Annotated in this window: 20 protein-coding genes; 7 read left to right on the top strand and 13 right to left on the bottom strand. The window is 42.6% G+C overall.

All coding sequences use genetic code 11. The features are described from left to right. Positions 1-100: 100 nt before the first annotated feature. On the top strand, positions 101-391 hold the full coding sequence (locus tag N480_RS24730; protein ID WP_063375098.1) for a hypothetical protein: 291 nt from the start codon (positions 101-103) through the stop codon (positions 389-391). A gap of 73 nt (positions 392-464) precedes the next feature. Here N480_RS24730 and N480_RS24725 read toward each other — a convergent pair whose 3' ends face one another. The 4 genes from N480_RS24725 to N480_RS24710 form a co-directional block, all read right to left on the bottom strand. Then, a complete protein-coding gene (locus N480_RS24725) occupies positions 465-911 on the bottom strand; it encodes an Hsp20 family protein (protein WP_063375097.1) in 447 nt (148 codons plus the stop codon). A 276-nt stretch (positions 912-1,187) separates the two neighbouring features. Then, positions 1,188-2,300, bottom strand: coding sequence for a response regulator (locus tag N480_RS24720; RefSeq protein WP_063375096.1), 1,113 nt, complete (start codon positions 2,298-2,300; stop codon positions 1,188-1,190). An 83-nt stretch (positions 2,301-2,383) separates the two neighbouring features. After that, positions 2,384-3,976, bottom strand: a complete 1,593-nt coding sequence (locus tag N480_RS24715) for a GAF domain-containing hybrid sensor histidine kinase/response regulator (protein WP_063375140.1) — start codon at positions 3,974-3,976, stop codon at positions 2,384-2,386. A 210-nt stretch (positions 3,977-4,186) separates the two neighbouring features. After that, on the bottom strand, positions 4,187-6,763 hold the full coding sequence (locus N480_RS24710; protein ID WP_063375095.1) for a TonB-dependent receptor: 2,577 nt from the start codon (positions 6,761-6,763) through the stop codon (positions 4,187-4,189). 485 nt (positions 6,764-7,248) lie between these two features. Here N480_RS24710 and N480_RS24705 point away from each other — a divergent pair, with 485 nt between their 5' ends. Then, on the top strand, positions 7,249-8,292 hold the full coding sequence (locus N480_RS24705; protein ID WP_063375094.1) for a type III polyketide synthase: 1,044 nt from the start codon (positions 7,249-7,251) through the stop codon (positions 8,290-8,292). Between the two features lie 79 nt (positions 8,293-8,371). On the opposite strand, the gene N480_RS24700 is transcribed toward N480_RS24705, so the two are convergent. The 4 genes from N480_RS24700 to dapA all read right to left on the bottom strand — a co-directional run bounded on the left by N480_RS24700 (position 8,372) and on the right by dapA (position 12,713). After that, positions 8,372-9,037, bottom strand: a complete 666-nt coding sequence (locus N480_RS24700; protein ID WP_063375093.1) for a GntR family transcriptional regulator — start codon at positions 9,035-9,037, stop codon at positions 8,372-8,374. Between the two features lie 211 nt (positions 9,038-9,248). Continuing rightward, on the bottom strand, positions 9,249-10,742 hold the full coding sequence (locus N480_RS24695) for an aldehyde dehydrogenase (NADP(+)) (protein WP_063375092.1): 1,494 nt from the start codon (positions 10,740-10,742) through the stop codon (positions 9,249-9,251). 42 nt (positions 10,743-10,784) lie between these two features. Then, complete coding sequence (locus tag N480_RS24690; RefSeq protein ID WP_063375091.1) at positions 10,785-11,786, bottom strand: 4-hydroxyproline epimerase; 1,002 nt, start codon at positions 11,784-11,786, stop codon at positions 10,785-10,787. A gap of 12 nt (positions 11,787-11,798) precedes the next feature. Next, complete coding sequence (gene dapA / locus N480_RS24685) at positions 11,799-12,713, bottom strand: 4-hydroxy-tetrahydrodipicolinate synthase (RefSeq protein ID WP_063375090.1); 915 nt, start codon at positions 12,711-12,713, stop codon at positions 11,799-11,801. A gap of 206 nt (positions 12,714-12,919) precedes the next feature. Between dapA and N480_RS24680 the strand changes: the two genes are divergently transcribed. Both N480_RS24680 and N480_RS24675 read left to right on the top strand, forming a co-directional pair. Further along, positions 12,920-14,158, top strand: a complete 1,239-nt coding sequence (locus N480_RS24680) for an NAD(P)/FAD-dependent oxidoreductase (RefSeq protein WP_063375089.1) — start codon at positions 12,920-12,922, stop codon at positions 14,156-14,158. A gap of 27 nt (positions 14,159-14,185) precedes the next feature. Continuing rightward, complete coding sequence (locus tag N480_RS24675; RefSeq protein WP_063375088.1) at positions 14,186-15,400, top strand: M24 family metallopeptidase; 1,215 nt, start codon at positions 14,186-14,188, stop codon at positions 15,398-15,400. Between the two features lie 46 nt (positions 15,401-15,446). On the opposite strand, the gene N480_RS24670 is transcribed toward N480_RS24675, so the two are convergent. Beyond that, complete coding sequence (locus N480_RS24670; protein ID WP_063375087.1) at positions 15,447-16,172, bottom strand: hypothetical protein; 726 nt, start codon at positions 16,170-16,172, stop codon at positions 15,447-15,449. 240 nt (positions 16,173-16,412) lie between these two features. Here N480_RS24670 and N480_RS24665 point away from each other — a divergent pair, with 240 nt between their 5' ends. Continuing rightward, positions 16,413-18,743 carry a hypothetical protein gene (locus tag N480_RS24665; RefSeq protein WP_231102318.1) on the top strand — a complete coding sequence of 777 codons (2,331 nt, stop codon included), beginning with the start codon at positions 16,413-16,415 and terminating at the stop codon, positions 18,741-18,743. Positions 18,744-18,802: 59 nt separating this feature from the next. Here the strand turns inward: N480_RS24665 and N480_RS24660 are convergent, their stop codons facing one another. From N480_RS24660 to N480_RS24645, 4 genes are all read right to left on the bottom strand, one after another. Next, positions 18,803-19,216 (bottom strand): hypothetical protein, encoded by a 414-nt coding sequence (locus tag N480_RS24660; protein ID WP_063375086.1) that lies wholly within the window; start codon positions 19,214-19,216, stop codon positions 18,803-18,805. Positions 19,217-19,439: 223 nt separating this feature from the next. Beyond that, positions 19,440-19,682, bottom strand: a complete 243-nt coding sequence (locus tag N480_RS24655) for a hypothetical protein (protein WP_063375085.1) — start codon at positions 19,680-19,682, stop codon at positions 19,440-19,442. Next, positions 19,663-20,607 carry an ornithine cyclodeaminase family protein gene (locus N480_RS24650; RefSeq protein WP_063375084.1) on the bottom strand — a complete coding sequence of 315 codons (945 nt, stop codon included), beginning with the start codon at positions 20,605-20,607 and terminating at the stop codon, positions 19,663-19,665. The genes N480_RS24655 and N480_RS24650 overlap by 20 nt, the downstream gene beginning before the upstream one ends. Positions 20,608-20,618: 11 nt before the next feature. Next, positions 20,619-21,698 (bottom strand): M24 family metallopeptidase, encoded by a 1,080-nt coding sequence (locus N480_RS24645; RefSeq protein ID WP_063375083.1) that lies wholly within the window; start codon positions 21,696-21,698, stop codon positions 20,619-20,621. 598 nt (positions 21,699-22,296) lie between these two features. Here N480_RS24645 and N480_RS24640 point away from each other — a divergent pair. Both N480_RS24640 and N480_RS24635 read left to right on the top strand, forming a co-directional pair. Continuing rightward, positions 22,297-23,934, top strand: coding sequence for an alkaline phosphatase D family protein (locus N480_RS24640; RefSeq protein WP_063375082.1), 1,638 nt, complete (start codon positions 22,297-22,299; stop codon positions 23,932-23,934). A gap of 200 nt (positions 23,935-24,134) precedes the next feature. After that, entirely contained in the window at positions 24,135-25,388 is a 1,254-nt protein-coding gene (locus N480_RS24635) for an aromatic amino acid transport family protein (RefSeq protein ID WP_063375081.1), read from the top strand. The last annotated feature ends 46 nt before the right edge of the window (positions 25,389-25,434 follow it).

The raw sequence follows: 25,434 nt of genomic DNA, 5'->3' as shown, positions 1-25,434 counted from the left end.
CTCTTTCGTCCCTTAAATTGAACCTAATTAATGACACTTCAATAATATTTATGGTAATTTAAGCGCAAATATTCGAGTCTAATGCACATGGTGAACACAAATGGAAGTCGTAGCTCAAAAGCCCTATTGCTGGACACTTCTTCGTGATGGAAGTAAGTATCTCTTTTCAGCCGTTCAAGGTGGTCATGCAATGACGAGCCGAGAAATTACTCTAATCACGAGAGAAATTCAGTTATACGAAACCTTTGGCGAAGCAATATTGGATGACTTAGCAAAACAAGTTAATCAAAACCCGCATGCCTTCAATGCTAGAACCATATCGAACTTTCGTAATGATGATAGAGTCAGTGAGGCGTTTGCAGCGTGGCACAGAAAAAAGTCGACTGACTAAATATCAATGCAAAAAAGCCGCCCAAAGGCGGCTGGTTGGAAATTCAACAACAAGTCACAAGGAGAATTTTTAATTACTGTTCAATTAATTTGCTTGAGCCAATCTCGATTTTTCTTGGCTTCATCGCTTCAGGCACTTCTCTTTCAAGGTCAATGACCAGTAGGCCATTTTCTAGTTCCGCACCTAACACTTTAATATGGTCACCTAGTTGGAACTTTCTCTCGAAGTTACGCTCTGCAATACCTTGATGAATAAACTTTCTTTCTTTTTGTGCATCTTTATTGCTTTTTTCACCGGTTACGATGAGCGTATTGTTTTCTGACTGCAACGACAGCTCTTGTTCTGAAAAGCCGGCCACTGCCATGGTAATTTGGTACTTATCTTCATTCAAAGCTTCGATGTTGTAAGGAGGAAACCCAGATTGTTTTTCGGAACTTCTTTGTGCAGAGTCCATTAATGAAGCCAGGTGGTCTAGGCCAATAAATGAACGATAAAGTGGTGATAAATCTACTGTACGCATAATAATATCCTCGTTAAGCGATAACACGCTATCCACCCTCTAAAATGAGCAATAAATAGCTTTAAAAACATATGGTTATTTAAAATTCAGGCCCCTATTGGCGACCTCATAAACATATCTATGGACACATCACTTTCTTTTCAAGGAATATTTTAGAAAAAATTTAAAAATTACTGTTAAGCCTATGAATTTAAATAATTAAATAAATTATAAATTTTGGATTTTCGCTACTAGCGTCGGCATTTGCTAGTAGCGAATTAAAGAGGCATTGCAAACCTAAAATAAGGTGGTATCAGATTTTGGTGCGTGTTCTTTAAATAAAAACCTCAACTCTTGGGGCGGTTTTTTTAAGCTTCCAAGAATTGCACTTATTTTTTCGGCATTATCACCAAACTCCTCAATCAATCCCACCAAACTATCACTGGAACTGGCAATAAGCTCGTCTAAGTCATTTTCATCTTGAAGGTCGAATTGCGAAATTAACCCTGAATCAAACAATTGCGTCTTTAGTTTGCTGCTTGATTTAGACTTTGCGTCTTTTAGATTTGCCAAAATTTCTTTATTGGTTTTCTCTATGGAAAGGATTTGAGCTACCATGTCAGCCCGCCGACTAAGATTGCTAAGGGCAAGCTCCAATGCATCCATAACATGAGAGCAAATATCGGTTAACTCACCGACATTTTTTACCAGTAAAATACTGCTACTCCAATTAAATACCATGGGACCATGCTCGAACTGGTGGATGCGCTCAAAATCTTCATGGTGTAATAACAACTCTCTCTCTAGCTTAGCGACGTTACCCGATGTACTCCCGATCTGCTCTCGCCCTTTAAAATGCACAACAGCACGCATGTCTAGATTCGACATTGTGTTTATAAAAACCCTTTGCAGCGCATCAAAGTCACTACAAAAATGTGTCGCTTGCATAAACAGGCTTATAGATTTCATACACGCATTTTGCCGTTGTAGATCAAGTAACAGTGACTCTTTTTCAGCTATATCTGCGTGTGCTTCAAAGTAGTCGTGATCTGCCTCTAATATGTCTACCACTTTAGTTTTGAGTTGATCAGGGTGAGTGGTTTTACAAACGTACTCATTGGCACCAATTTCAAAAGCTTTTAAACGACAATCTGACGAAGACAAATTTGATATAAAAACAATAGGCGTGTGACTCAGGTGCTCAATTTTCCTAAGCTCCGAACAGGTTGCGTATCCATCAATACCTTCCATGATAATATCGAGCAAAATTACATGAGGCTTGATTTGAGTAGCAATACGAATGCCCTCTTCACCACTACAAGCAACTGACACATCATACTCACAGAACGTTTGCTGTAGAAGTGCTCGATATGTCTTGTCATCATCAATTACTAAAACACGAGTTGTCATTTTAGGTCCTTTTCATTAAGTAGCCTAATCACAATATAGACGGAAAATTAAAAAGCAGGCGATTCACCCTGCGATTTATTACTCTACATCTGTGCTTTATTTTTCAGTACCTCTGAAATTTGTACTTTGCGATAGGGTTTAGCGATCACTCCGTCAAATGCGATTCTCAGCTCCCGCTCTCGAAAAATATCGGCAGTGACTGCAAATACGGGCTTAGATGGGCACTTGGTTTTTAGGTGTTGCTGCGCTTCTATGCCCGACATACCAGGCAAATTTATGTCCATTAAAAAAATATCATATTCACTTAAGTGCGGACTGCTCAACATACTCTCTGCACAGTCAAAAATCTCAAATCGGCATTTTAATTGTTTTAAAATCGTCTGCATCAATACTTGATTCAACGGATTATCTTCAACTACACAAACGTACTGATGACAATGTACATGTGCGCCAGTATTTTTAGTTTGCATTTTTGCCTGTGCATTGACTATAGGCAAAGTAATACGCACCGTCGTTCCTATTGCAAGTTCACTACTTAAATGAATATGTCCGCCCATTAATGTAACCAGACCCTTACATATACACAGCCCAAGACCGGTTCCCTCTTTTCTTACCGCCCCCACTTGGCGGTACTTGTCGAACAGTACTCGTTGATCCTCTTCACTAATACCAGCTCCTTGGTCTATCACTTCTATCAAAAGTTTGTCATTCACTTTTTTGGCAACTAACTTCACCGTGAGGTTTGCCTGAGTGTGCTTAATTGCGTTACTCAATATATTGGTCAAGACTTGGGTCAACTTGGTTTTATCAAAGTTATAGACAGCGTCACTTAACTCAGTGGAAATCGATGACGTCAATTTTATCTGTGCTTTTTTAGCATCGACTACCATCATCTCCAAAACATTATTGATCAAGCCTGATATCTCTGTCGGCTCAGGCTGAAGTTCCATCTTTCCCGCATCAATTTTCTCAAGATCTAATACCGAATTGACGATACTCAACAATTGCTGAGATCCAAAGTCGATATTTTTTACATAGGTGGTTTGTGCCGCACTTAGGCTTGTTTGCTCTGATGATTGTAACAGTTCACTAAATCCGCAAATTGCATTGAGCGGCGTTCTAAGTTCATGACTAATATTGGATAAAAACTCATCTTTGGCCTGATTCGCCTCGGAGATTTCTTTAATTCTTTTTCTAAGTTCTAACTGGGCAACAACTTGTCTGCCTAAGATAGTCAACGCATTTCGCTGCTGTGCGTTTAATTGCATTGGCTTAGGGTTGATAACGCACAAAGTACCAATGGCTTGGCCTGAAAATGACCGTAAAGGTGCGCCCGCATAGTAACGGATTTTTGGCCCTCCAGTTACTAGGGGGTTATCAAAAAATCTAACGTCTGCCGACGCATCACACACTTCGAACACTTCGTCTTGTAAAATAGCGTGTGCACAAAGTGCGAACTCTCTGGGTGTCTCAGAAGCATCTAGCCCAACTTTAGATTTAAACCACTGTCTATGACTATCAATCAGGCTGACCAAAGCAATGGGCGTTCCACAAAGTTGTGACGCCAACTCCGTAATTTCATCGAAACAATGCTCGGCCTCAGTGTCCAGTACTTCATATTCACGTAATGACTTAAGTCTTTCACTTTCATCAACGGGTAATTTGGCTGCTTTCACAAATGATCCACCTTGTTGTACTTCGCTTCCACCTATAAAGCTAGCAGCGACTAACATAACTGCCTAACTTATCAGCTACGAATATAAAAATTTTTGTTTTAGCACAACATAAAGTAAAAAAGGGCCACATAATAATGTGTGCCCTTTGGGTTTCTCTAAAGAGATTGTGAACAATTAAAGTGCGTGTTTATTGAACGTATTGTTTCAATTTTAAAACTTAATATTCATACCCGCATAAACATAGCGCCCCAGCGTGTCATATGTGTATGGGTCAGTATTAGAGTCATTATTCCCTGTATAGTAAGGTGGCTGCTTATCAAATAAGTTGTTGATGCCGGCCGTTAATTTCATGCTGTCGTTAACAAAGTAACTACCTGATATATCATGGTATACAATGCTTGGGACACTTGGTGCATAGCAGCTACTTGGGTTATCTATGCATGCAAAGCTATCCATAGACGACAAATATCTCACTTTGTAGTTTGCGCTCCAAGCATCCGATTTCACAGCTAGGTTGAGACTTGACTTGATATCTGCATAACTACCCAAACCAGACGTTATTAGCCCTGTGTAGTCGATAGTTTCACCTGCCATTGTGACTGTTCGCTCATTCAGAATCGACGTATCTAGGCCTGCTTGCCAATTAAGCCCCATCGCTTCGAAGTTGTAAGCAATATTAATGTCATAACCTTGTGTTGTTTCATCACCAATATTTTGCAATTGATTGTTGAATGTTGCTTTGCCATTCGCAATTTGGATATTTGCCGACTGGCATACCGCCGAGCCTTGATTGATTAAGTTGCCCGAACTGTCAACACAACTATCAACGATATACTGATTGTTCACTTCGCTGATCGCGTTGGTAATCGCAATATCGTAGTAATCAACCGTCAATGAAAGACCTTCAATAAAGCTGGGCTCATAGACCAATCCGAAAGTCAGCGTATCCGCTTCTTCAGGCGTCAAATTCGCATTACCACCGACAATGACTTCCGCTTGACTATCTAACAATGGGTGAGAGATCTGTTCAAATGACGGCGACTTACCACCATATAACTCATCAACAGTTGGTGCTCTAAATGCCGTTGATTTCACCCCTCTAAACATAAGTTGGTCATTAAGTTTCCACGTAAAACCCAATTTCCACGTAGAATCGCTGCCAAAGCTAGAATAGTCGAATGCGCGTACTGCTGCACTCAAGTCTAAATTTTGCGCAAAAGGGACATCTGCCAATACAGGAATCGCAAATTCTACAAAGGCTTCATTGACATCATACGAACCGCTAGTAGGTTCAACTTTCGGGTCGTTCGCCAGCCCTTGTGAAGTCAATGAGTCAGGCGTATACCAAGCTTTTTCGGTACGCTTTTCAATACCCGTCGCAAAACCAAGATAACCCGCAGGGAGTTCAAGTATTTCTCCCGCAAGAGAAGCACTTAGGTTTAGCATCTGACTGCCACCGGTATTTTGTTCGGTATAGATGTAATCAGTCATGTTATTCGCCGACCAAGAACTCTGATCTAGCGGGTTGAAATTGCCAAGCTCTATGTCTTCTGTGAGGCTGCCAATGTTGTGCAAATTTGAAAGCTTGTCTATCGAATCATTACGGCCAAAGTTAACCGCAACATCCCAACTCCAATCGTTTGATAACAGGCCCTCAACGCCAACAACTGTTCTCACCGTGTCGACGACCTGCGCAAAATCTCGGGTCCCAGTGTCCGTCATACGACGGCGATAGTGAATCGAGTCTCCATATTCAGCACCATGCTCCAGCAAGTCATCACCCATGGCTTCGGTGTAGGTAAAATCAAACCACACTGGCTGCGCTGCCATTTGTTGTTCAGACCAACGTTTCGAATACATCGCCTCCGTAAATAGTGTCGTGCTATCGTTTAGTTCGTAATTCAGGTTACCCGTGATATTCAATCGCTGCATTGGCGTGTACAAGTAACTTTCAGCTGCATAGTTATAGGGATCTGTTGCAGGGTTATACTCTGCGTAATTACCGTCTTTATCCCCTTGCAACTCTTTTCCGTTTTCTAAGTATAAATGACCATTAGGCGTGATAGTCGAGCCGCCACAAGTCAGAGCACTGCCATCATCAATTTCGGTGATTGGGCACTTAGAAAAATCTCTATCTGCTTGGCTTGCAGATCCCCTTTCCATGTACTGAATGCCAAACACCATATTACCTCGGTCGAAGCTAGTTCCCACAGTTAGGTCTATGTTGTGTTGTTCAGCATCGCCTTCGCCGGACACACCGGTTTGCGCGTTTAGTTCAGCACCCTCAAAATCATCTTTTAAAATAATGTTGACGACCCCAGCGACAGCATCGGTGCCATATACCGCAGACGCACCATCTTTGAGTACTTCTATATGCTTAATCATCGCAACTGGAATCGTATTTAAATCCACCGTCGACGCAGCGCCCGTGCCCGAATTGATCATTCGCCTACCGTTGACCAAAACTAGCGTGCGCTGAGCCCCTAAGCCGCGTAAATTGATGCTGGCGTTGCCGCCTGAACCATTGTTTACACCGGGGTTGGTCATAGCCCCCGCGGCAGCTGTGATATCCTGTAAAACATCATCGATTGTCACTGCACCACTGGCTTGGATAGCGTCTGCACCTATGAAGGTGACTGGGCTCGCTGTTTCCATATCAGCGCGCTTAATACGAGATCCTGTCACCTCAATCTTTTCAATTTTCGCGGCCGAGTCTTGTGCAAAGACGGGCGCTGCGGTGGCCGTGGTAGACACTGCAATTGCGATACTTAACGCAGTTTTTCTCATAGATACTTTCCTAAATTGGTGTTGTTTTTACTTGCCATGGCGCTTGCCCAAGACATTAGGGCCGGAAAAATGAATGAAAAATTAACTAAAGCGCAATAAAAAACCAAGTTTTAAAAAGTGCGTTTAAAATGTCATCAAAATCGCCCTGAAAAATATAAAAGACATTAAAAATCATAAGGATAGACAAATTGAAAAGATAGGAAAAGGTAGGTAAAGAAGCGTTTTTGAGTGTAAAGCCATGTTACCCAAAGCGATGAATGTTGATAAAACCACTCTCAATATAAACTTTTTAACAACAGTAAGATGAGTTTAATGATTTTACAAATACTGACTCCCTTCAAAAAAATAAATATATTTATAAACGTTTAATTATCATAACCTTAATCAAAAAATTAATATAGTTAAAAAATATTTGATAAATTGTGAAATAAAAGAAACTCAATCATGGTCTTGCTTATTGTCATTTAATTAAGGAGAAATAAATCATGACAACTTTAAGCAAACCAGCAACTTATTATCCTAACTATGAAGTAAACGCTGACGACATCATGACTGTCATTGAAGTTTGCCATCCAGACAGCCCCTATAAAAAACGCGCATTTGAAATGATCCAAAACTCTCAAGTAAAAAAGCGACACTTGATCATGCCACTCACAGATGTTGTTAAACAAGGAGATTTCGGGGAGCGTGCTCAAATATATCAAGACGCGGCCATAGAAATGGCAGAAAAAGTTGCCCGTGAAGCGATCCATAATGCGGGGTTAGATGTAGATGACATTGACATGATCATTGCCACTTCCTGTACTGGGTTTATGATGCCCTCTCTTACAGCACATTTGATTAACCGCCTGTCATTGCGACCAGACACAAAACAGATTCCCATTGCACAACTTGGCTGTGTTGCTGGCGCGTCAGCGATTGGTCGAGCATTTGAGTTCTGTGAGCACCGCCCTGACAGAAATGTGTTGATTGTGTGTGTTGAAACATCGTCTCTGTGTTTTCACAAAGAAGCCGGGCGACTTCAAGACTTCATTAGCAATTCTTTGTTCGCCGATGGTGCTGCGGCCGTTGTCATGCGCGGTGACAATCAAACATGGGGACTGAAGCTAACTCACAATCAAAGCGTAACGATTGAAGACACCATGCCTTATATCGAATATCAACTAACAGATAAGGGCTTTAAGTTTTCTTTAGATAAAGATGTTATGCATTCTATTCCTCATGTAGCGCCCTTCCTTCAGTCATTTTGTCAGGACAAACTGCAAATTAATGCGAACAACGTCGATAACACCATATTTCATACCGGCGGCAAACGTATTTTAGATGAATTAGAAAGGTGCCTAGAACTGGCGCCTGACAAAGTTAGGCACTCAAGAGCATGTCTAGCAGAAACGGGAAATACTTCAAGTGTGGCTGTAATTGACGTACTGCGGCGGACATTCGACAATGCGCAATCAGGAGAAACAAGTTTATTGGCCGCTTTTGGGCCTGGCTTTACATCCGAAATGAGTGTGGGTGTCTGGCAGTAATGAATTAACCCATTACTTTTAAACAATAGGATAAAAGCCATTTCACTCTTTTCGCCGAGCAAAATGGCTTGCCTGATTACTAAGCTTCTTCTTCCAGCCTCAGTAATAGCGCTTTAATATCTTCTTTGGCCCCTTTAATATGCTTTTGTAAGTACACACAGGCACCTTCAGTGTCCTTATCACGACATAATTGAAGCAGCGTTCTATGTTCTTCTGGTGCAGTCACAATACCGCCTGCCAGCAAGATATGCATACGTACATACCTTTCAGAGTTTTTACTATAAACAGCAACCAGCTCTTTAGTTTGTGGTCGTTCTGCGCGGCTATACAGCTTATCGTGAAATTCCGCATTGAGTTTACCTGTCGCCAATTGTGCGTCGCCGGCATTCATTGCTTCTTCAAGATCGGCCAAGATCGCTTCTGCTTCTAATAAATCTCGATTACTTAACTTTTCAATGGAATGGCGCAATAGCTCAGCTTCTAGTAAAGCCCGTAAATCGAAAATTTCGTCGATTTGTTCAGCGCTCAATCGGGTTACGGTCGCACCTTTATGTGCTTCAAAATTAACCAGACCTTCAGCTTCCAGTTGTAGCAATGCCTCACGGACAGGAATTCGACTCACATTGAGTTCATCTGCAAGTGCTGCTTGGCGCAGAGGCTCACCAGCTTTGATTTCGCCACTTAGGATTTTGTCTCGAATTGCTTCGGCTACAAGTTGAGTTCTAGTTTTATGTACGATCGCCATATGGTTAATCAAAAGTTTACAGTGGCTTACATTATACGTAGCAAAATAAAAAATGCACGTCAGGCAAGACAACTTTCAAACCTGAATAATGTAAAAAAGCCTCTTCACTGCAAGTGAACAGGCTTTACTCCACTGACAAATAAAAACACGCAACATACTATTTCGCACCAAACACAGGCTTGAAATGATTTGCTCTCTTTCATTTTTAAGATTAGCTTTGAATACACAAAGGTCTTAAAAAACGGGTCATGGCTTGCAATCCAACGGATGTTGACCTGACATCAGTTGACGATGGGAATGGCCCACCATGATTCATCGATGCGCATATTTCAACACCAGTCGGCATTTGCCCAATCGTAATACGGCCAACTTTGTAGTGTAAATCAGAGATAAGCGCTGCGTTTTGCGAAAGCTCTTGCTCTGTGCCATGTACACTTGCAGTTAATTGGCCTGCGAGAGAGTCTATCGCCTGAATAAGCGACTCTTCACTGTTATATCTCACAATTAGAGCGCAAGGCCCAAACACCTCTTCTTGCAGGTGCTTATCTGCTAGGAAAGTCTCCACATCACATGCAAATAAATGTGCATCCGCATGGTACGGCTTTTCTAACTGGCCTTTACCAAGCTTTGTGACACCGGCATTACTTTCAAATCCAGCAATGGCAGAAATAAATGACTTCAGAATGCCAGGCGTTAACAGAGTGTCAGAATTTGCGGCTTTAATCGCTTCGATAGCAGCGCTCTCAAACTCTTTTTGTCCAGATGGCACGAACCAAACACCGGGGCTGGTACAAAACTGACCGTTGCCCATCAGCATAGACGCTACCAATTGCTGGGCTAACGTAGCTCCGTCTTGCGACGCCTTGTCTTTGAAAATGACTTGAGGATTGACACTGCCAAGTTCACCGTAAAATGGAATGGCCTCTTCGCGCTTATTTATCGTCTCTATTAGTGCATTTGCGACATTAAAAGACCCGGTAAAACCAACCGCTTTAATTACTGGATGAGCCACTAGCTGGTGAGAGATACTATATGCTTTGCCTTGCAACATTGAGAAGACACCGCTTGGCATATCACACTGCTTAATTGCGCTGTCCATTGCCTTTGTCATTAACTCGCTGGTTGCTGGATGCGCGTTGTGTGTTTTGACAATCACCGGGCAACCCGCAGCGAGTGCGGCTGCTGTGTCACCACCTAACGTCGAAAATGCATATGGGAAATTAGATGCACCAAATACGGCAACTACCCCGACTGGAATATAGTTTAACTCAGTGCGTGGTTTAGGCAGCGGCGCTCGGTTTGCATCGGCTTCGTCCACATAGTTTAAATTGAGAGGGGCGAGATCCTGTTCAAGTGCATTAGCAAAAGCACGCAACTGAGAAACGGTGCGCATGCGCTCGCCTTCGAGTCGTTGACGTGGCAAATTGGTTTCTTGCATTGTGGTTTCGATAAGAATATCACCGAGGTTCATTATCTCTTGTGCAATTGCATTTAAAAATTCAGCACGTTGTTGGTTACTCAAGTTACGATAAGGTTTAAATGCTGCTTGAGCCGCTTCTGCAGCTTGCTCAAGCTGTGCCTCGGTCGCATCATAAAATGTAGTTGGTAACTGCTCATTTGTGCCTGGGCAAAAACTTTGAAACGTTTTGCCTTCTTGGTTGCCAAGCCACTGCCCAGCAATATAACTTAATCCTGTGATTGCCATCTTCGTCTCCTATAAACGATGATACCGATGTCGTTAATCTATTTAGATCACTTGAAAGCCGTATGCATATGGATCGTCATCGTCCACGGTAATACAGTTTGCGCCAGTGCGTCTTGCCCAACCTTGGACGCTGGGTAAAATGGCGACTTTGCCCGCAACTTCCGTGACACCTTCAACACGCCCGATAAACTGACTGCCAATATAACTTTCATGAACAAAGTCTTCCCCTTGCTGCAATCGGCCTTGGGTAAAGAGTTGTGCCATTCGAGCACTGGTGCCGGTTCCGCAAGGCGAGCGGTCAATTGCTTTATCTCCGTAAAACACCGCGTTTGCGGCACTAGAGTCTGAGTTCTTTGGATCGCCTGTCCATAGAACATGCGTTGCCCCGCGCACAGTCGAGTCTTCGGGGTGTACGCATTCAATTTGCTTATTCACCGCTTCACGTAATTTGCGACTCATAGCCACCAATTGATCAGCCGTGGTATTTTGTGTGCCGTTAAATAAAGCTTGAGGTTCTACAATGATGTAAAAATTGCCGCCGTAGGCGATGTCCACGGTGAACTCGCCCAGTTCAGGCACATTAATGACTTGCTTTTCGTAGGCTAAAAACGCTGGTACATTAAAAAGCTTTACCCAATTTACTTTGCCATTAAGCATTTCATAGTGCGCGTTAACACGCCCAGCAGGCGTATCGAGTTTGGCGAGCCCTGGTTGCTTTGGCTGCAATAAGCCCCGCTCTAACGCGAAGGTTACTGTACCAATCGTACCGTGCCCACACATTGGCAAACAGCCTGAAGTTTCAATAAACAAAATACTGATATCGCCATCTTCAGTACAAGGTGGGTACAAAAAAGATCCCGACATCATGTCATGGCCTCGCGGCTCAAACATCAATGCTTGACGGATCCAATCATAGTCTTTTAAAAAATGCTGTCGCTTTTCACTCATTGTGGCCCCCTCAAGATGAGGGTGGCCGCTGGTGACTAAGCGCACAGGGTTGCCACATGTGTGGCCATCTATACAAAAGAAAGTGCCCCTGTTCATCGCGTCTTATCCTTAGTCGAGGTTGTACTTACTTAAATCAATACGGTTGTTAAGCGCTTCATCATACAAGCGACTTACATAACTCTTTTCATCTTCAGTCAAAGCTAAACGAGGTGAGCGCGTTTTTTCACTTCCACGACCCGCCAGCTGCTCCGCATATTTGATGCATTGCACCAAAGTTGGAACCGTGTCTAAACGTAATAATGGTAAGAACCAACGCCATAATTCGCGTGCTTCTTCGTAACGCCCTTGCTGAGCAAGCTTATAAATAGCCACTGATTCGCGTGGGAATACATTTGTCAGGCCAGAAATCCAACCCGTTGCACCCAACATTAAGCTTTCTAGCGCGATATCATCTACACCACCAAATACGACAAAGCGGTCGCCGAATGCAGAAAATAGTTCACTGATACGACGTGTATCTTCTGTCGCTTCTTTCACAGAAACAATGTTGTCTTCTTGTGCAAGTACACCCATACCTTCGATTGAAACATCAACGCCATATGTAATTGGGTTGTTGTAAATCATAATAGGTAGAGATGTAGCGCGCGCTACTTGCTGATAGTGGTGAATAGCTTCTCTCTCTGTTGAGCGATACACCATGCCAGGCAATACCATAAACCCATCAATACCAATAGCTTGTGCATCTTTTACAAATTCAACAGCCAGTGCAGTTGTTGTTTCAGCAACACCTGACAACACAGGTACACGACCAGCAACTACTTCTTTTGCAGCTTCTAGTACCTGTCTTTTTTCTTCGGCACGCAGTGAACAATTTTCACCGACTGTACCTAACACGATAATGCCATGAACACCTTCCTCAACGAGTGAGTTGATCATCGTTTTTGTAGTTTCAAAATTAATGCTTTCGTCGTCGTTGAACTGTGTTGTTACTGCTGGGTAAACACCCTGCCAATTTACCTTCATGATTATTCCTCTGTGATAATTCTTGCTTTTCATCATAGGTATATTGTATACAATAATCAATATGCTTTTTTTGATGATTTGCAAAAACATCGTCTTAAATCATCAAAAAACAGATTATGCATATGTTTTTATTGAAGTTATTTATTTTTATTTTTTTGACAAACCTTGTAATTGGGGTTGATGCAATCTGAAAAAAGAGAGATACAATGGAAAAAAGCAATAAAATTGCAGTAATAGGTGCAGGTATTGTAGGCCTCTGTAATGCCCTTCAATTACAGCAACAAGGGTACCAAGTCATCTTATTTGACAAGCACGGTGTTGGTGAGCAATGTTCAAAAGGCAATGCGGGGCATTTTGCAACAGAACAGGTATTCCCGCTCGCTGATAAATCACTTCTACCCAAACTGCCAAAAATGTTGCTAGATAGCATGAGCCCACTGCGGATAGACTGGCGCTATTTAATCAAGGCAATACCTTGGTTTGCTAAGTTTTGTCAAAACATGTTGAACAGCAAATACCAACGACACACGCAAGCACTTAAACTTCTCAATAAAGATGCAATAAACGCATACGCAAGGTTGCTGGGAGATAATTTTGAAGAGCACGTCACCCTCAGTGGCAGCCTGTTAACTTTTGAACATGGCAACCTCACTGAGATCCGCGCACTACAAAACAAGTTTCTAAAAGAAGGGATCAAAGTAAAACTGCTTAACCAGGATGAAGTGCAAGCGCTTGAACCGCAACTCAGTATTCGTATTAAGTATGCGTTACTGTTTACGGAAGTTGGACACACCAGCGATCCATTTCAACTCAGTCTTTGTGTTTACAACAAATTTGTTTCTTTAGGGGGGCAGTTTGTACAACAGCAAGTAACAGATATCTGTCAGGCCAACAGCACATGGAAGGTGGCCACACAGCAAACAGAGCACAGCGAATTTGACAAAATAATTGTTTGTACAGGTGCTTGGAGTAAACGCCTATGTAAGCAACTGGGATATCGAGTGCCTATTGAAGCTGAACGCGGTTACCACAATATGCTTTCCACCCATGCCCTATCGAGGCCCGTAGCCTCTGCAGAACGACAGTTTATTATGACCCCTATGAACTCGGGCCTCAGATTGGCAGGTACCGTAGAGTTTGCTGGACTCGAAGCCCCACCAATGTATGACAGAGCAGCATACTTATTAGCACATGCCAAGAATATGTTGAAAGATTTTGACGACGTTCAACAAGGGGAACATTGGATGGGGCCAAGGCCATCCCTGCCAGACTCACTCCCGGTTATTTGCGAAGCACCAAATCACCCGAACATTATATTTTCATTCGGCCATCAGCACCTTGGATTGACACAGGCCGCTATCAACAGTGAACTCGTCGCAAATTTGGTTGCAAAGCAGCCAAGTGCATTTGATATTAGCCCCTACAGTATTACGCGTTTTCAGTAACACTGAGCAAAACATTTAGGATTATTTATGAAAGGTATAGGTTTTCAAACAAAGCAGGCAGCATTAGATAGCCTCAATAATATGACCGCTGGCACCGCGCCCATCGCCGCAGAAGAATTCACAGCGAGAATGGAAAGAGCCCAGTCGTACATGAGAGCGCACAACATCGATGCCCTGTATCTTAATGCCGGAACCAATTTAAAGTATTTTACAGGACTCTCATGGTCTGCAAGTGAACGCTTGGTCGGTGCTATTTTGCCTGCACACGGTCAAGTTAGGTTTATTGCGCCTTTTTTCGAGCTTGGCACTATCAATGAGTATCAAATCATCAAAGGCGAAATCCATGCTTGGCAAGAAGAAGAGTCTCCCTACTTACTCGTAGGAGAAGCGCTAAAAGCTATGGGGATTGCCCAGACGGCAACATTGGCAATAGACGAAAGCACTGCGTTTTTCACCGTTGATGGCATTGCAAACGCCAACTCTGAGTTGAACATCATTAACGGCCACCATGTAACAGCCCACTGTAGGATGCACAAATCAGACAGTGAAATCGCATTAATTCAGCGTGCAATGGATATGACGCTTGAAGTGCACAAAGCCGCAGCATCTATCCTACATGAGGGTATCTCCACTACAGAGGTAGAAGAGTTTATTGAACTGGCGCACCAGAAAGTCGGTGCAACGGGCAATTACTTTTGCATTGTGTTATTTGGTAAAGCGTCATCCTTCCCGCACGGTGTTAAAGATCCTCAAACGCTAAAACAAGGGGATGTGGTTTTAATTGATACAGGGTGTAAACTGCACGGCTACTTGAGTGACATCACGCGAACTTATGTGTATGGCGAAGCAACGGAACGTCAAAAAACGATGTGGCAACATGAAAAAACCGCACAAGCGCGCGCTTTCGAGGCCGCTCAGATAGGTGCAACATGTGGTGATGTTGACTATGCGGCCAGAAGCTATTTGGCATCGCAAAACCTTGGACCGGATTATCAACTACCTGGTTGCCCGCATAGAACGGGCCACGGTATTGGATTAGATATCCATGAATTACCCTATTTGGTCAAGGATAACCCTCAACCTCTTGCCCCTGGGATGTGCTTTTCAAATGAGCCTATGTTGGTCATTCCTGATGAATTCGGTATTCGACTTGAGGATCATTTCTATATGACTGAGCACGGTCCAAAGTGGTTTACTGAGCCGAGCCATAGTATTGATGACCCATTCGGAATCGATAAATAAAAATGCGGTGTGGCCAGCGGGTCTTTTACCCGCTGGCCAAGTCTATTTATTGCTCTTTTATATCATACAGTTTAACGTTACCTGAGCCGTCATTAAGTAATTCAAATGCACCCGCGTTTGTCACAGTGACATTACCACTGCCATCGTCCACAGACACTTTTCCTGTCACATTTTCAATGACGATATTACCGGAGCCGTCCTCAACCATCACATCACCTTCAATGTCTTCTGCACGCAATTTTCCAGAGCCATCATCTACGGTAAGCGTTCCTTTGATACCGACTAGTTCAATTTTCCCTGAGCCATCTTCAATTTCTAACGGTGTTAAATTGTCATGAACTTCAATCGAACCAGAGCCATCATCAATGAAACGAATACTCGCATCTCGCGCCTTAATTGAACCAGAGCCATCTTTAATTTTAGTCATTAATGTATTTGGCAAAGAGACAGTCAAATGAATCAGTGTGTAGTTGTTCCTAGTATGACACACATTGGCTTGCAGCTGCGCAGTACCGCCCTTTTCCTGCAAGTTTAAACAATAATCTGAGCTCTTTTCAGACTGGTAAATATCTGCTTTCACAGAGACTTCATCAGTATCAGTGCCAACCACTGAAAGGCTACCTGCGCCTGCATCTATTTTTAGTTGCGTGATCTCTTTGGTCGATAACGATAGCGTTTCACTTTTTACAAACTCAAAGTCACTAGAATAAAATTGGTGTGCCGAAACATTCGTAGCGCCCAGCGCCATTGCAGCAAATATATAAGCTTTCATTTATTCATCCTTTATCGCTCTATTTTTTGATTAAGACGCGGCCGTCTCCAAAATGGTTTAAACCTATTTAAAATAATTTCCACCTTCCTTTTCTTAACCACATCAATCTCTCTGGTTAAGAAAATACCTTGGATTTACATAAAAATTATTGTATACAATATACATAAAATAGAATGAGATCCCGTTATGTATAAAGCCTGTCTAAGTTTATGTTTTGCTTCGCTCCTATCTGGATGTGCTATGACATCCGCAACCAAATCTGAATCGAGTATCAAATCACCAGCGCAGATGCAAGTCGATATCGATGTATCTGGTCGAGTAAGTACACTTAACCACATTGATATTCAATTTGTTGGAAAGCAAATCCCTCGAACCTATAGCGATGGGAAAATATCCAATAGCCGAGGCTATAATTGGTGGGTTAGTAAGCACTTTGCGCTAAAAAGTGATTTACCGGAAGAAAAAGTCTATTTGTACCTAGAGCTGTTGGAAATGTCATACCCTCACTACGTTGAGCTATTTGGTATGGAGCCCAGCAATATTGATAACCAACGCATTGCTGTGGTGTATGGCAGCTCTCGTGATCGTGTACGCGAAGCCATGTTGGATGATGGTTTTTTACGCGGCGTGCACACACATGCCGGCGGTGAAACTATGTTTTATAATCGCGCCGGATACAGCTTTCCTAGCCATCGTCAGCACCATCAAAGGTATATCGTAATTCACGAAACCATGCATGCTTTCCATATGGCTCTAAACGGGCACTCAACCTGGGCACCAAACTGGATCACTGAAGGTATGGCTGATGCCATCGCAAGTCACACATACGATCCAACACTAAAGCAATTGAATGTTATGGTGTTTGATAGAGCCCCGATGAACTATCTCGCATTAGGCCTAGAGCAGTACCACAACGCCAATCAACCCAGCTTTGAACAAATTAATGATGACCCGAGATTAAAAAGGGGATTAAACTTTTTTATCGTACATTTCTTGCTTAGTGACCCAACTCGTTACCATTACTTCAAACGTTACTTACGCACGCTCATGGATGCTAACCCTGATTCGGAGCACACATTACCGACAGCAAATAAACTGCTTAAAGCAACCTTTCCTGACTGGCAGGCACTCGAAACACAATTTGCTCAATTTATTCAATCAGCACAACCTAGCTTTTACATCGTAAAAGGTCCTTGGGAGCAAAACGGTGCTGGCTATTTTTTACGTAGCGATAAAAGTGACGTTTTACACCGTTTAGATATCCTTGCGAACAATAACAGTAAACAAATCACGCTCGACTTTCCGGCTCCGCTTGCGCACCCTTTGATTGCGCCTGTAAAACAAGATAGCCTAGGTGCACTCATTGATTTTGAGCCAGAGCAAAGAACCCGAGGTAAATTAGGACTGGGGTTGATCACAGAGCTATCGACAGATAGCAAACAAAAGCGCTTAGGTTTAATTGAAGATGCAGATTTTAGCCAAGATAAAATGCTGGCTATATTGATTGAAAATGGCAACAAACTCTCCTTACAATTTGTCGGTTATAACTTGCCAAAACAATTTATCTCGCTCCCGACAGAGATTACAGAAGACATAGCGTTACATCATCAACTCGCCGTAAATTTAAGACAACAGGGCCACACACTTAGCGCAACACTCAATACCAAAGATCATAGTCATCACGTTGAATTTGCCTTGCCAGAGCAAATTAGCGCCAATGTAGACTTACAAAAGTTATCTGTGTTGGGTAACGCGATGAACCACACCATAACCCCCTATATATTCGGACACTCGAAGAAAGTAAAAAGACTTTCGTCTGCTTCTCCAAACCCATGGCAATATCAAGATGCAGCGCTTGCCCTTCGCGCTTTCAATACCTGTGAATCTTATGTTTCTCAGTTGCAAGGTTGTCGATCGCAACTTAGTACGGCATTCGATAAATTAACAGTGCCAAGCCAACATGAGACACTCTCAACCCAGCTTTCCTCACTATTAAATACTTGGCAAACACAACTTGATGCGCCAGATGCAACCACACTTAGCGGCATAACTATTTTCCCAAGATACGACGCCCAGACCCCATTTTTGCAAGTTGTAAATCCGAGCAAACATGCGGCAAAACTGACATTGACTCACAGCGGCATTAGCGAAAGTCAAACGATTGTACCTGGACAGAACCGTATCGAGCTGTCAAAAAAAGCGACGCAGTATACTTATCAATTGCAATGGCAAGGTACTGACCAGCAAGGCGCAATAGATATTAAACCGCACCGTTTTGACGGCGTTTACTTAAACGCAGCTCTGCAGAAACAGCAGCTTGAAATTGCGCTCTCAGGGCCGTACTCAGGAGCCACAACAGGCCAATTAGATGTTAAGTTTTTACCCTACGCAACACCAATAAGCACACCGGTATTGTGGCAAGATAAAGTCGAAATCGCACCGTATGAGAGTCGTACATGGCAACCTAAATTACCGAATGTAACTCAATTAGCGCATGGTATTTTAGAGGTCACAGCAACACTTGACGTCGATGGTGAGCCCATTTTGCTAAAACAGCAAATAAAGCTATAAAAACTAAAACGCATAGCGTATTTTTCTTGTACGCTATGCGCCTCATTTAAAAATTATTTTTACTTGCAGCTAAAAGACATATTGATTTGATACGGTTCACCCATTGAATCTTCTGCGATACCTCCACCAATCCACATAGCAGTGCCCACATCATCTACCGCATTGCGACCAAATATCGCCATCCCAGCACCAGCAACTTCAACCGCATTTGCCAAGTTTCTGTTACGCAAATATTCTTCCTCCGGCATGGAGCCCATGTAAGTCAACTGCTCATTGATCACATAGGCACGAACACTGCCTTTTTCTTCACAGAAGTGATTGGCTTGATCAATGGCTTCTTCAGCTGCTTTCTCTCTGGTTTCAGCTGTCAAGTTGACATAATGTTTACCGTCTTCAGCAGGCCGTACATTGTTGTGGTGTGCACATCCGGTTACTAATACGGCTAGAAGCGATGCAGCGATAAGTTGTTTCATGTTTTTCCCCAATTTGTTTGTTGGGAAAATAATAGGCGAACTCGGTGTGCGTTTCAGTCAGGGAATGTTTGAAAGTGTTAAGTTTGTTATGGTGTTTTTGACATTGGCTACAAATGTAACGGGATAACCTAGTTAAAAATAAGGATTTAATGAGTCACTGAGTAACAAGTTACAAAGTGACTCAATCAAAGGTCTGGTGGCTATTCGCCTTCGATAACGGGTATTACAAGTGCCATATCATTTTATCATCTGCAAGAACGTGCAACTGTTCAGTAGCTCTAGACTTTTCAAAAAATGAGTCATCATAAAGTACTTTATTACTGCACACTGCATCGCCATACTGGTATGTGATCAGTAAGTGCGCTTGATGGCAGACTAGCGTATTACATAGTCGCTTGTCATGAACGACGCTGACTTCTAGCACTTTGCACAATTGGCATTTTGCTTTATTCTTGAACCAAGTCATAAACGAGTTTTGCAGTCACTAAATCACTCAGTGCCGTCCCTACTGATTTAAATAAAGTGATCTCACTCTGAGACTCACGCTGGTTGATGTTACTTTTGGTCAGCTCAGTCAATTCTGCTTTAACTTGATCTGCACTAAATACATTTTCTGCGATTGGGATTAGCAACTCACCAGCTTCATTTAACACATTTGCTCGGCTGTCCACATACACTGAACTTCGTGTTACGGTACGTGTATCGCATTCTCTGTATTGCTTATGGTGATTGCCAATCACATCAATGTGCGTGCCTTCAGAGATCCAGTTACCGTCAAATAAGGGGGAGTGACTCCCCGTTGCACAACTAATTACATCGGCAGCTCGAACTACATCTTCGCTTGCACTGCCAAGAGCAAACTCAACTTGTGGAAACTGCGACGCCATTAAAGAAATTAAGGTCTGTGCCTTATCTTTATTTCTGGCAACAATAGTAACTTTCTCATATCTTCGTACGCTCAAGTGAGCACGGATCATAAATGGCGCTAAGTTACCAGAACCAAAAAACACGAGCTGCTTTGCATCTTGCTTCGCCAAATAAGACGCAGCCAGTGCAGACACCGCCGCGGTGCGCCATAGCGTGACTTCCGTACCATCAACCAGTGCTAATGGTTCTCCGGTTGCTCTTGAGAACAGCATGATTTTTGAGTAAAGGCTTGCTTTGTCTTGCTTAAAGTTGTCTGGAAAATAAGTAAATGCTTTTACCCCTATCACTTCGCCATTCCAAGCTGGTAAAACGGCAAAAGCATCGTAGTTAGTAGGATTGTCGTCTAGCTCAAAAACTTGCCGCATTGGCATGCCCGCGTCACTCGCAAAGCCTTGTTGCAAAGCAGGTATTAACTTGTCGAAACTAAGCGCTTGCTTTACTTGCGCCCGATTGATTTGCTGCATAGAGATAACCCTTATAATTCGAATGTTTGAGGAGCTTTCGTGAGGCACTGGTAGCCCTGCTCCGTCACGACAATATCTTCCTCCAGACGGACGCCACCAAATTCAGGTATGTAAATACCTGGCTCGATTGTGATGACATTTCCAGGCTTTAAAATATGCTCGGCTCTGGGTTTGATAAACGGTTGTTCATGTAGGTCAAGCCCCAAACCGTGACCTAAGCCTTCACCGGCGAATTGTGCAAATGGGCTGTTCGCCATAACTTGATGGGCAACCCTATTTAAGCTGTCGCAGTCTATTTCTGGCTTCACACTTTCTAATGCGCATTGCTGCGCTCGCTGAACCGTGTTAAACACGGACAATTGCTTGGCTGTTGGTGTGCCGAGCACATAGGTACGCGTCATATCAGAGCGATAACCATTTACGACGGCACCGAAGTCTACCAATATAAAGTCGCCTTTTTTTAATCGCCGCTCACTGGGGTTACCATGGGGTAATGCACTGCGTTCGCCGAACAATAAAATAGTGTCGAATGAAACACCTTCAGAGCCTTTGCTACGCATTTTATATTCAAGCTCTAGTGCTAATTCGCGTTCTTGTACACCCTCTTTTGCAAGCGTCAACATCTCACTCAGTGATTCATCCGCAATTTGTGCTGCTTGTTGAATGTAGGAGATTTCTAGCTCATCTTTCACTTCACGTAATGCTTCTACGCACCCAGTCACTCCGCGTAAATTCGAATAAGGTAACTCACCTGAAATTAGACGCCATTGGTCAACGCTAAAATGAGCAGCTTCAAAAACAACAACTTCACAATTAGGCAAACAGCGCGCGATACACTGTCCGAGTGACTCCGTGTCTCTATCTCTTTGAACCACTGCAATGTCACTCGTTTCTGCACATGCACGTTCAAAATAGCGGTAGTCTGTTATTAAATAGGACTGGTGTTCACTAATCAGCAAAGTTGCCGCATTTCCACTGAACCCTGTGAGGTAGCGGATATTTTGACGGCTAGATATGATCATCATGTCTGCTTGATGTTGCTGCAACGATTGCAGTAATTTGCTCTTTCTTGCTTGATAATTAACGTTCAACGGTTTCACCTTTCGTAAATTAGTGATGAACAAAGTGGTGAAGGCTCACCTAACCGAACAAAATATATTGTATACAAATAAAATAAGCAAGCGAAATACCGTGCGATCTTAGACTGACAAGTATGGTGTTAGTAAGAAGAAGTTGGTGACGTTACTAGTAATGAGAAGGTCAACGCTTTTGCATTAACCCATTCGTTCAATTAAATAAAATCAATCAAAAAATGATGAGGTTTTTTTAAATAGCGTAAAGCAGAACCACAATAATGTGAGTACAAAAAGATAATAAAGCATAGGCCCCTACTACTAGTCTAAAAAGTCAGTACCTTAATGCACTGGCTCAAACTCTTATGAATCCTGCTTCGATATTATCAGTAACGCTTTTTATATTTAAGAAATAACCCCTTAACAAACTCATTTTATGAAGAAAATCATCCCCTATGATTTAAATTATAATAACACATAACCGCATTAAACAGCCTCTTTGTCATTCAGCAACTCAACACTTACATAAGATGAAAAAATGCACTTATTTGCAAATTCCACTTTCGCTTACTAACGTTACAAATAGTTAAATTTTACTATCAAGGACTGGCTTATAATGAGTATACAATTGCGCCATGCTTTCGACTCAGAGAAACTTGTTAACTGCTTAAATGATGCAATAATCATTGGCCATGTAACACGTTCCACAGCAAAGATATGGGTGAGAAGTAAGCACTGTGGCAAACATTACGTAGTATTGAGCAGCATGCCAATTCAGCCAATAGACATTAATATCGACGCGGCTGATACTTATACCACTTTGCAAAACGAATTCGAAACAGATGGTCTTGGTCAAGTTCGACCAATTGCTTTAGATGACACAACAGATCGCACTCATTGTGTCGAGTTTCAAGGTTTGCAAAGCGCAACTCGATATTGGGTCGCACTATTAGCAGATCAGTCAGTCCCGGCTCGACGACATTGGCGCAGCGGCTACGAAATACCCGCGTCGTTTAAGACACAAACCCCAAACGCTCAATCCCTCGCTTTTGGCTTTTTTAGTTGCCATGATCCCTATAAAAAAGGACATGGGCCTGATGATATTTTTCAAGATATATTCAACAGATTAAATGAGCTAGGCGGCGACTTTATTATCGCAGGCGGAGATCAGGTCTACGTCGATTCAAGCACCAAAGAGTTCGACATATGGCGGTGGGTAACCGCTAATAAAGCACAATTAAAACCCTACTTCGAAACACAGGACCAAGCGGGATTAATTAAAGAGCTCAGCTATTTCTATCGATTTATTTATCGACTATATTGGCAATCTGCACACTTTCAAAAGTTGTTGCGCTCATACCCTACTTATATGATTTGGGATGACCATGAGATTATGGATGGATGGGGCTCACTTACGGAAGAGGAGTTGAGCAATAAGTTAGATACGCTTTTTGAGTGGGAAGACAGTGAGTTTAACTTGTTTATCGCACATGCAATGTTTCATGCTGCAGCACAAGTCTACCAAGAGTACCAGCATAGCCATAACCCAACGACGCCTTCTTTGCCAAATGTCCTCTTGGCAGATAGTCAATGGGACTACAGTTTTGACCACAGTCTTGCCAGTTTTTACGTCATGGACCAAAGGGGACATCACCAATATCAAAACCCTCAAGGTTATGATCTATTGGGGTCTGAACAATTTGCTCGTTTGTCCCAATGGTTTGAAAACATACCTAGCTCTGCAAAAGCAATATTCATCGTTTCTCCTGTTCCTGTTGTGCATTGGAGTTGCACCATTGTGAACATGGCTGACATAGGCTCCTATAAAGATGATTTTAGAGACGAGTGGGACCATGAAGCTAATCATCAAGAACGCAATGCATTACTTGATTTAGCGTTCGATGCCTCGCAAAAACATAAGGTACCCGTGATATTTTTGTCCGGCGACGTGCACTGTGCAGCTTCTTTTAAACTCAAACGCCGTGCAAATAGTGGGACTATTTATCAATTTACTGCCAGTGGTGTAACAAGAAAGTCTGCGCCATTTGCCAGCAAGGCCATTTCTTGCGCACAAGGCGCATTGAGCGGCTGCAACACTTTAACGACGTTTGAACGGCTTGCTTTTAGCACTGAAAACAACTTTGGGATCATCAAACTTTTTACAGATGCCGAGCAAACACACCTAATTGCGGAGCACATTTCAACAACAGACGAAGAAGATGAAATTTTAATAAAACAAGTGCGATTAATTTAATTTTAACCAATTTAATTGTCATTAAATACGGCTTAACTCTAAGCCGTATTCGACTACCTTTAACGCACTTTGTGAACACTCATTAACCACAAACCACCTTAAAAGACTAATTTTCAATCAATCAACCCGAATAAACATGCATCATTAAGTGAATTTCTATATCATCCGCCCGATTAAAAAGAAAACATAGGACAACAAGTATGAGTAATTCGCACGCGGGAGATGCCCGTAGCATGATGCCAGAAGGCCACGCCCGCTGGACCCAGCATGATACTAATTGGGTGCTTAGCCTCTTTGGCACCGCTGTTGGCGCAGGCATATTATTTTTGCCTATCAACATCGGCATAGGTGGATTTTGGCCATTACTCATTATGGCGGTACTCGCATTTCCAATGACGTACTTAGCGCACAGAGGCCTAGCAAGGTTTGTGCTTTCTTCCAAAAACAGTGACTCAGATTTTACTGATGTCGTTGAGGAGCACTTCGGCGCAGCAAGTGGTCGGTTAATTTCCCTGCTTTACTTTTTCTCTATTTTTCCAATTTTGCTTATTTATGGTGTCGGTTTAACCAACACGGTAGACAGCTTTATGGTCAACCAAATGGGAATGGAATCTCTGCCAAGAGTTTTACTTTCAGGTGTATTGGTTGCCGGTATGATTGCCATCATGTTAGGTGGCGAGAAGCTATTGCTACGCGCATTTGCTATTTTGGTATATCCGCTGGTCGGTGTCCTACTATTTTTGTCACTTTACCTTATCCCAAATTGGCAAATCCCAGCGGTTACAGCACCAGACATAGGCTCGCTAAGCGAAACCCTTTGGCTATCTGTTCCAATTATTGTTTTTTCATTTAGCCATGCGGCAGCCATTTCGAGTTTTGCGAACACGCAGCGCCGTCATTATAAGTCAGAAGCCATCATCAAATCAGAAGCCATTTTACGCAATACAGCGCTAATGCTAATTGCATTTGTATTGTTATTTGTATTCTCTTGTATTTTCTCACTTACGCCAGAACAAATGGCAGAAGCAAAACAAGCAAACGTATCAGTACTGTCGTATTTGGCAAATGTTTACAACAACCCCTTTATTGAAACATTAGGACCATTAGTCGCATTTATTGCCATCACCTCTTCATTTTTAGGCCACTTTTTAGGCGCGAGAGAAAGTTTCAATGGCCTATTAACTAAGCAAACAAACATCAGCCTCAAAACCGCGGACAAGCTAGGTGTTGTACTTATGTTTGTTTCTATTTGGGTATGCGCGGTCATTAATCCGAGTATTTTGGACATGATGGGGGCAATATCCGGCCCTGTGATCGCATTGATCTTATTTGTAATGCCAACTATTGCAATATATAAAGTGCCTGCACTACAAAAATACAAAGGTAAGCTCAGTACTTACTTTGTACTCGCGGTAGGCTTGTTGGCAGTCTCAGCTTTGCTCTTCAATATGTAAAGTTAACAAGGTGGATGTGTGTTCGACTGAGTTGAACACACATTCA

It is taken from the genome of Pseudoalteromonas luteoviolacea S2607 (genome assembly GCF_001625575.1).
GTDB lineage: Bacteria > Pseudomonadota > Gammaproteobacteria > Enterobacterales > Alteromonadaceae > Pseudoalteromonas > Pseudoalteromonas luteoviolacea_E.
Note: the sequence above shows the minus strand (reverse complement) of the source record. Positions and strands in the feature narration are given on the sequence as shown.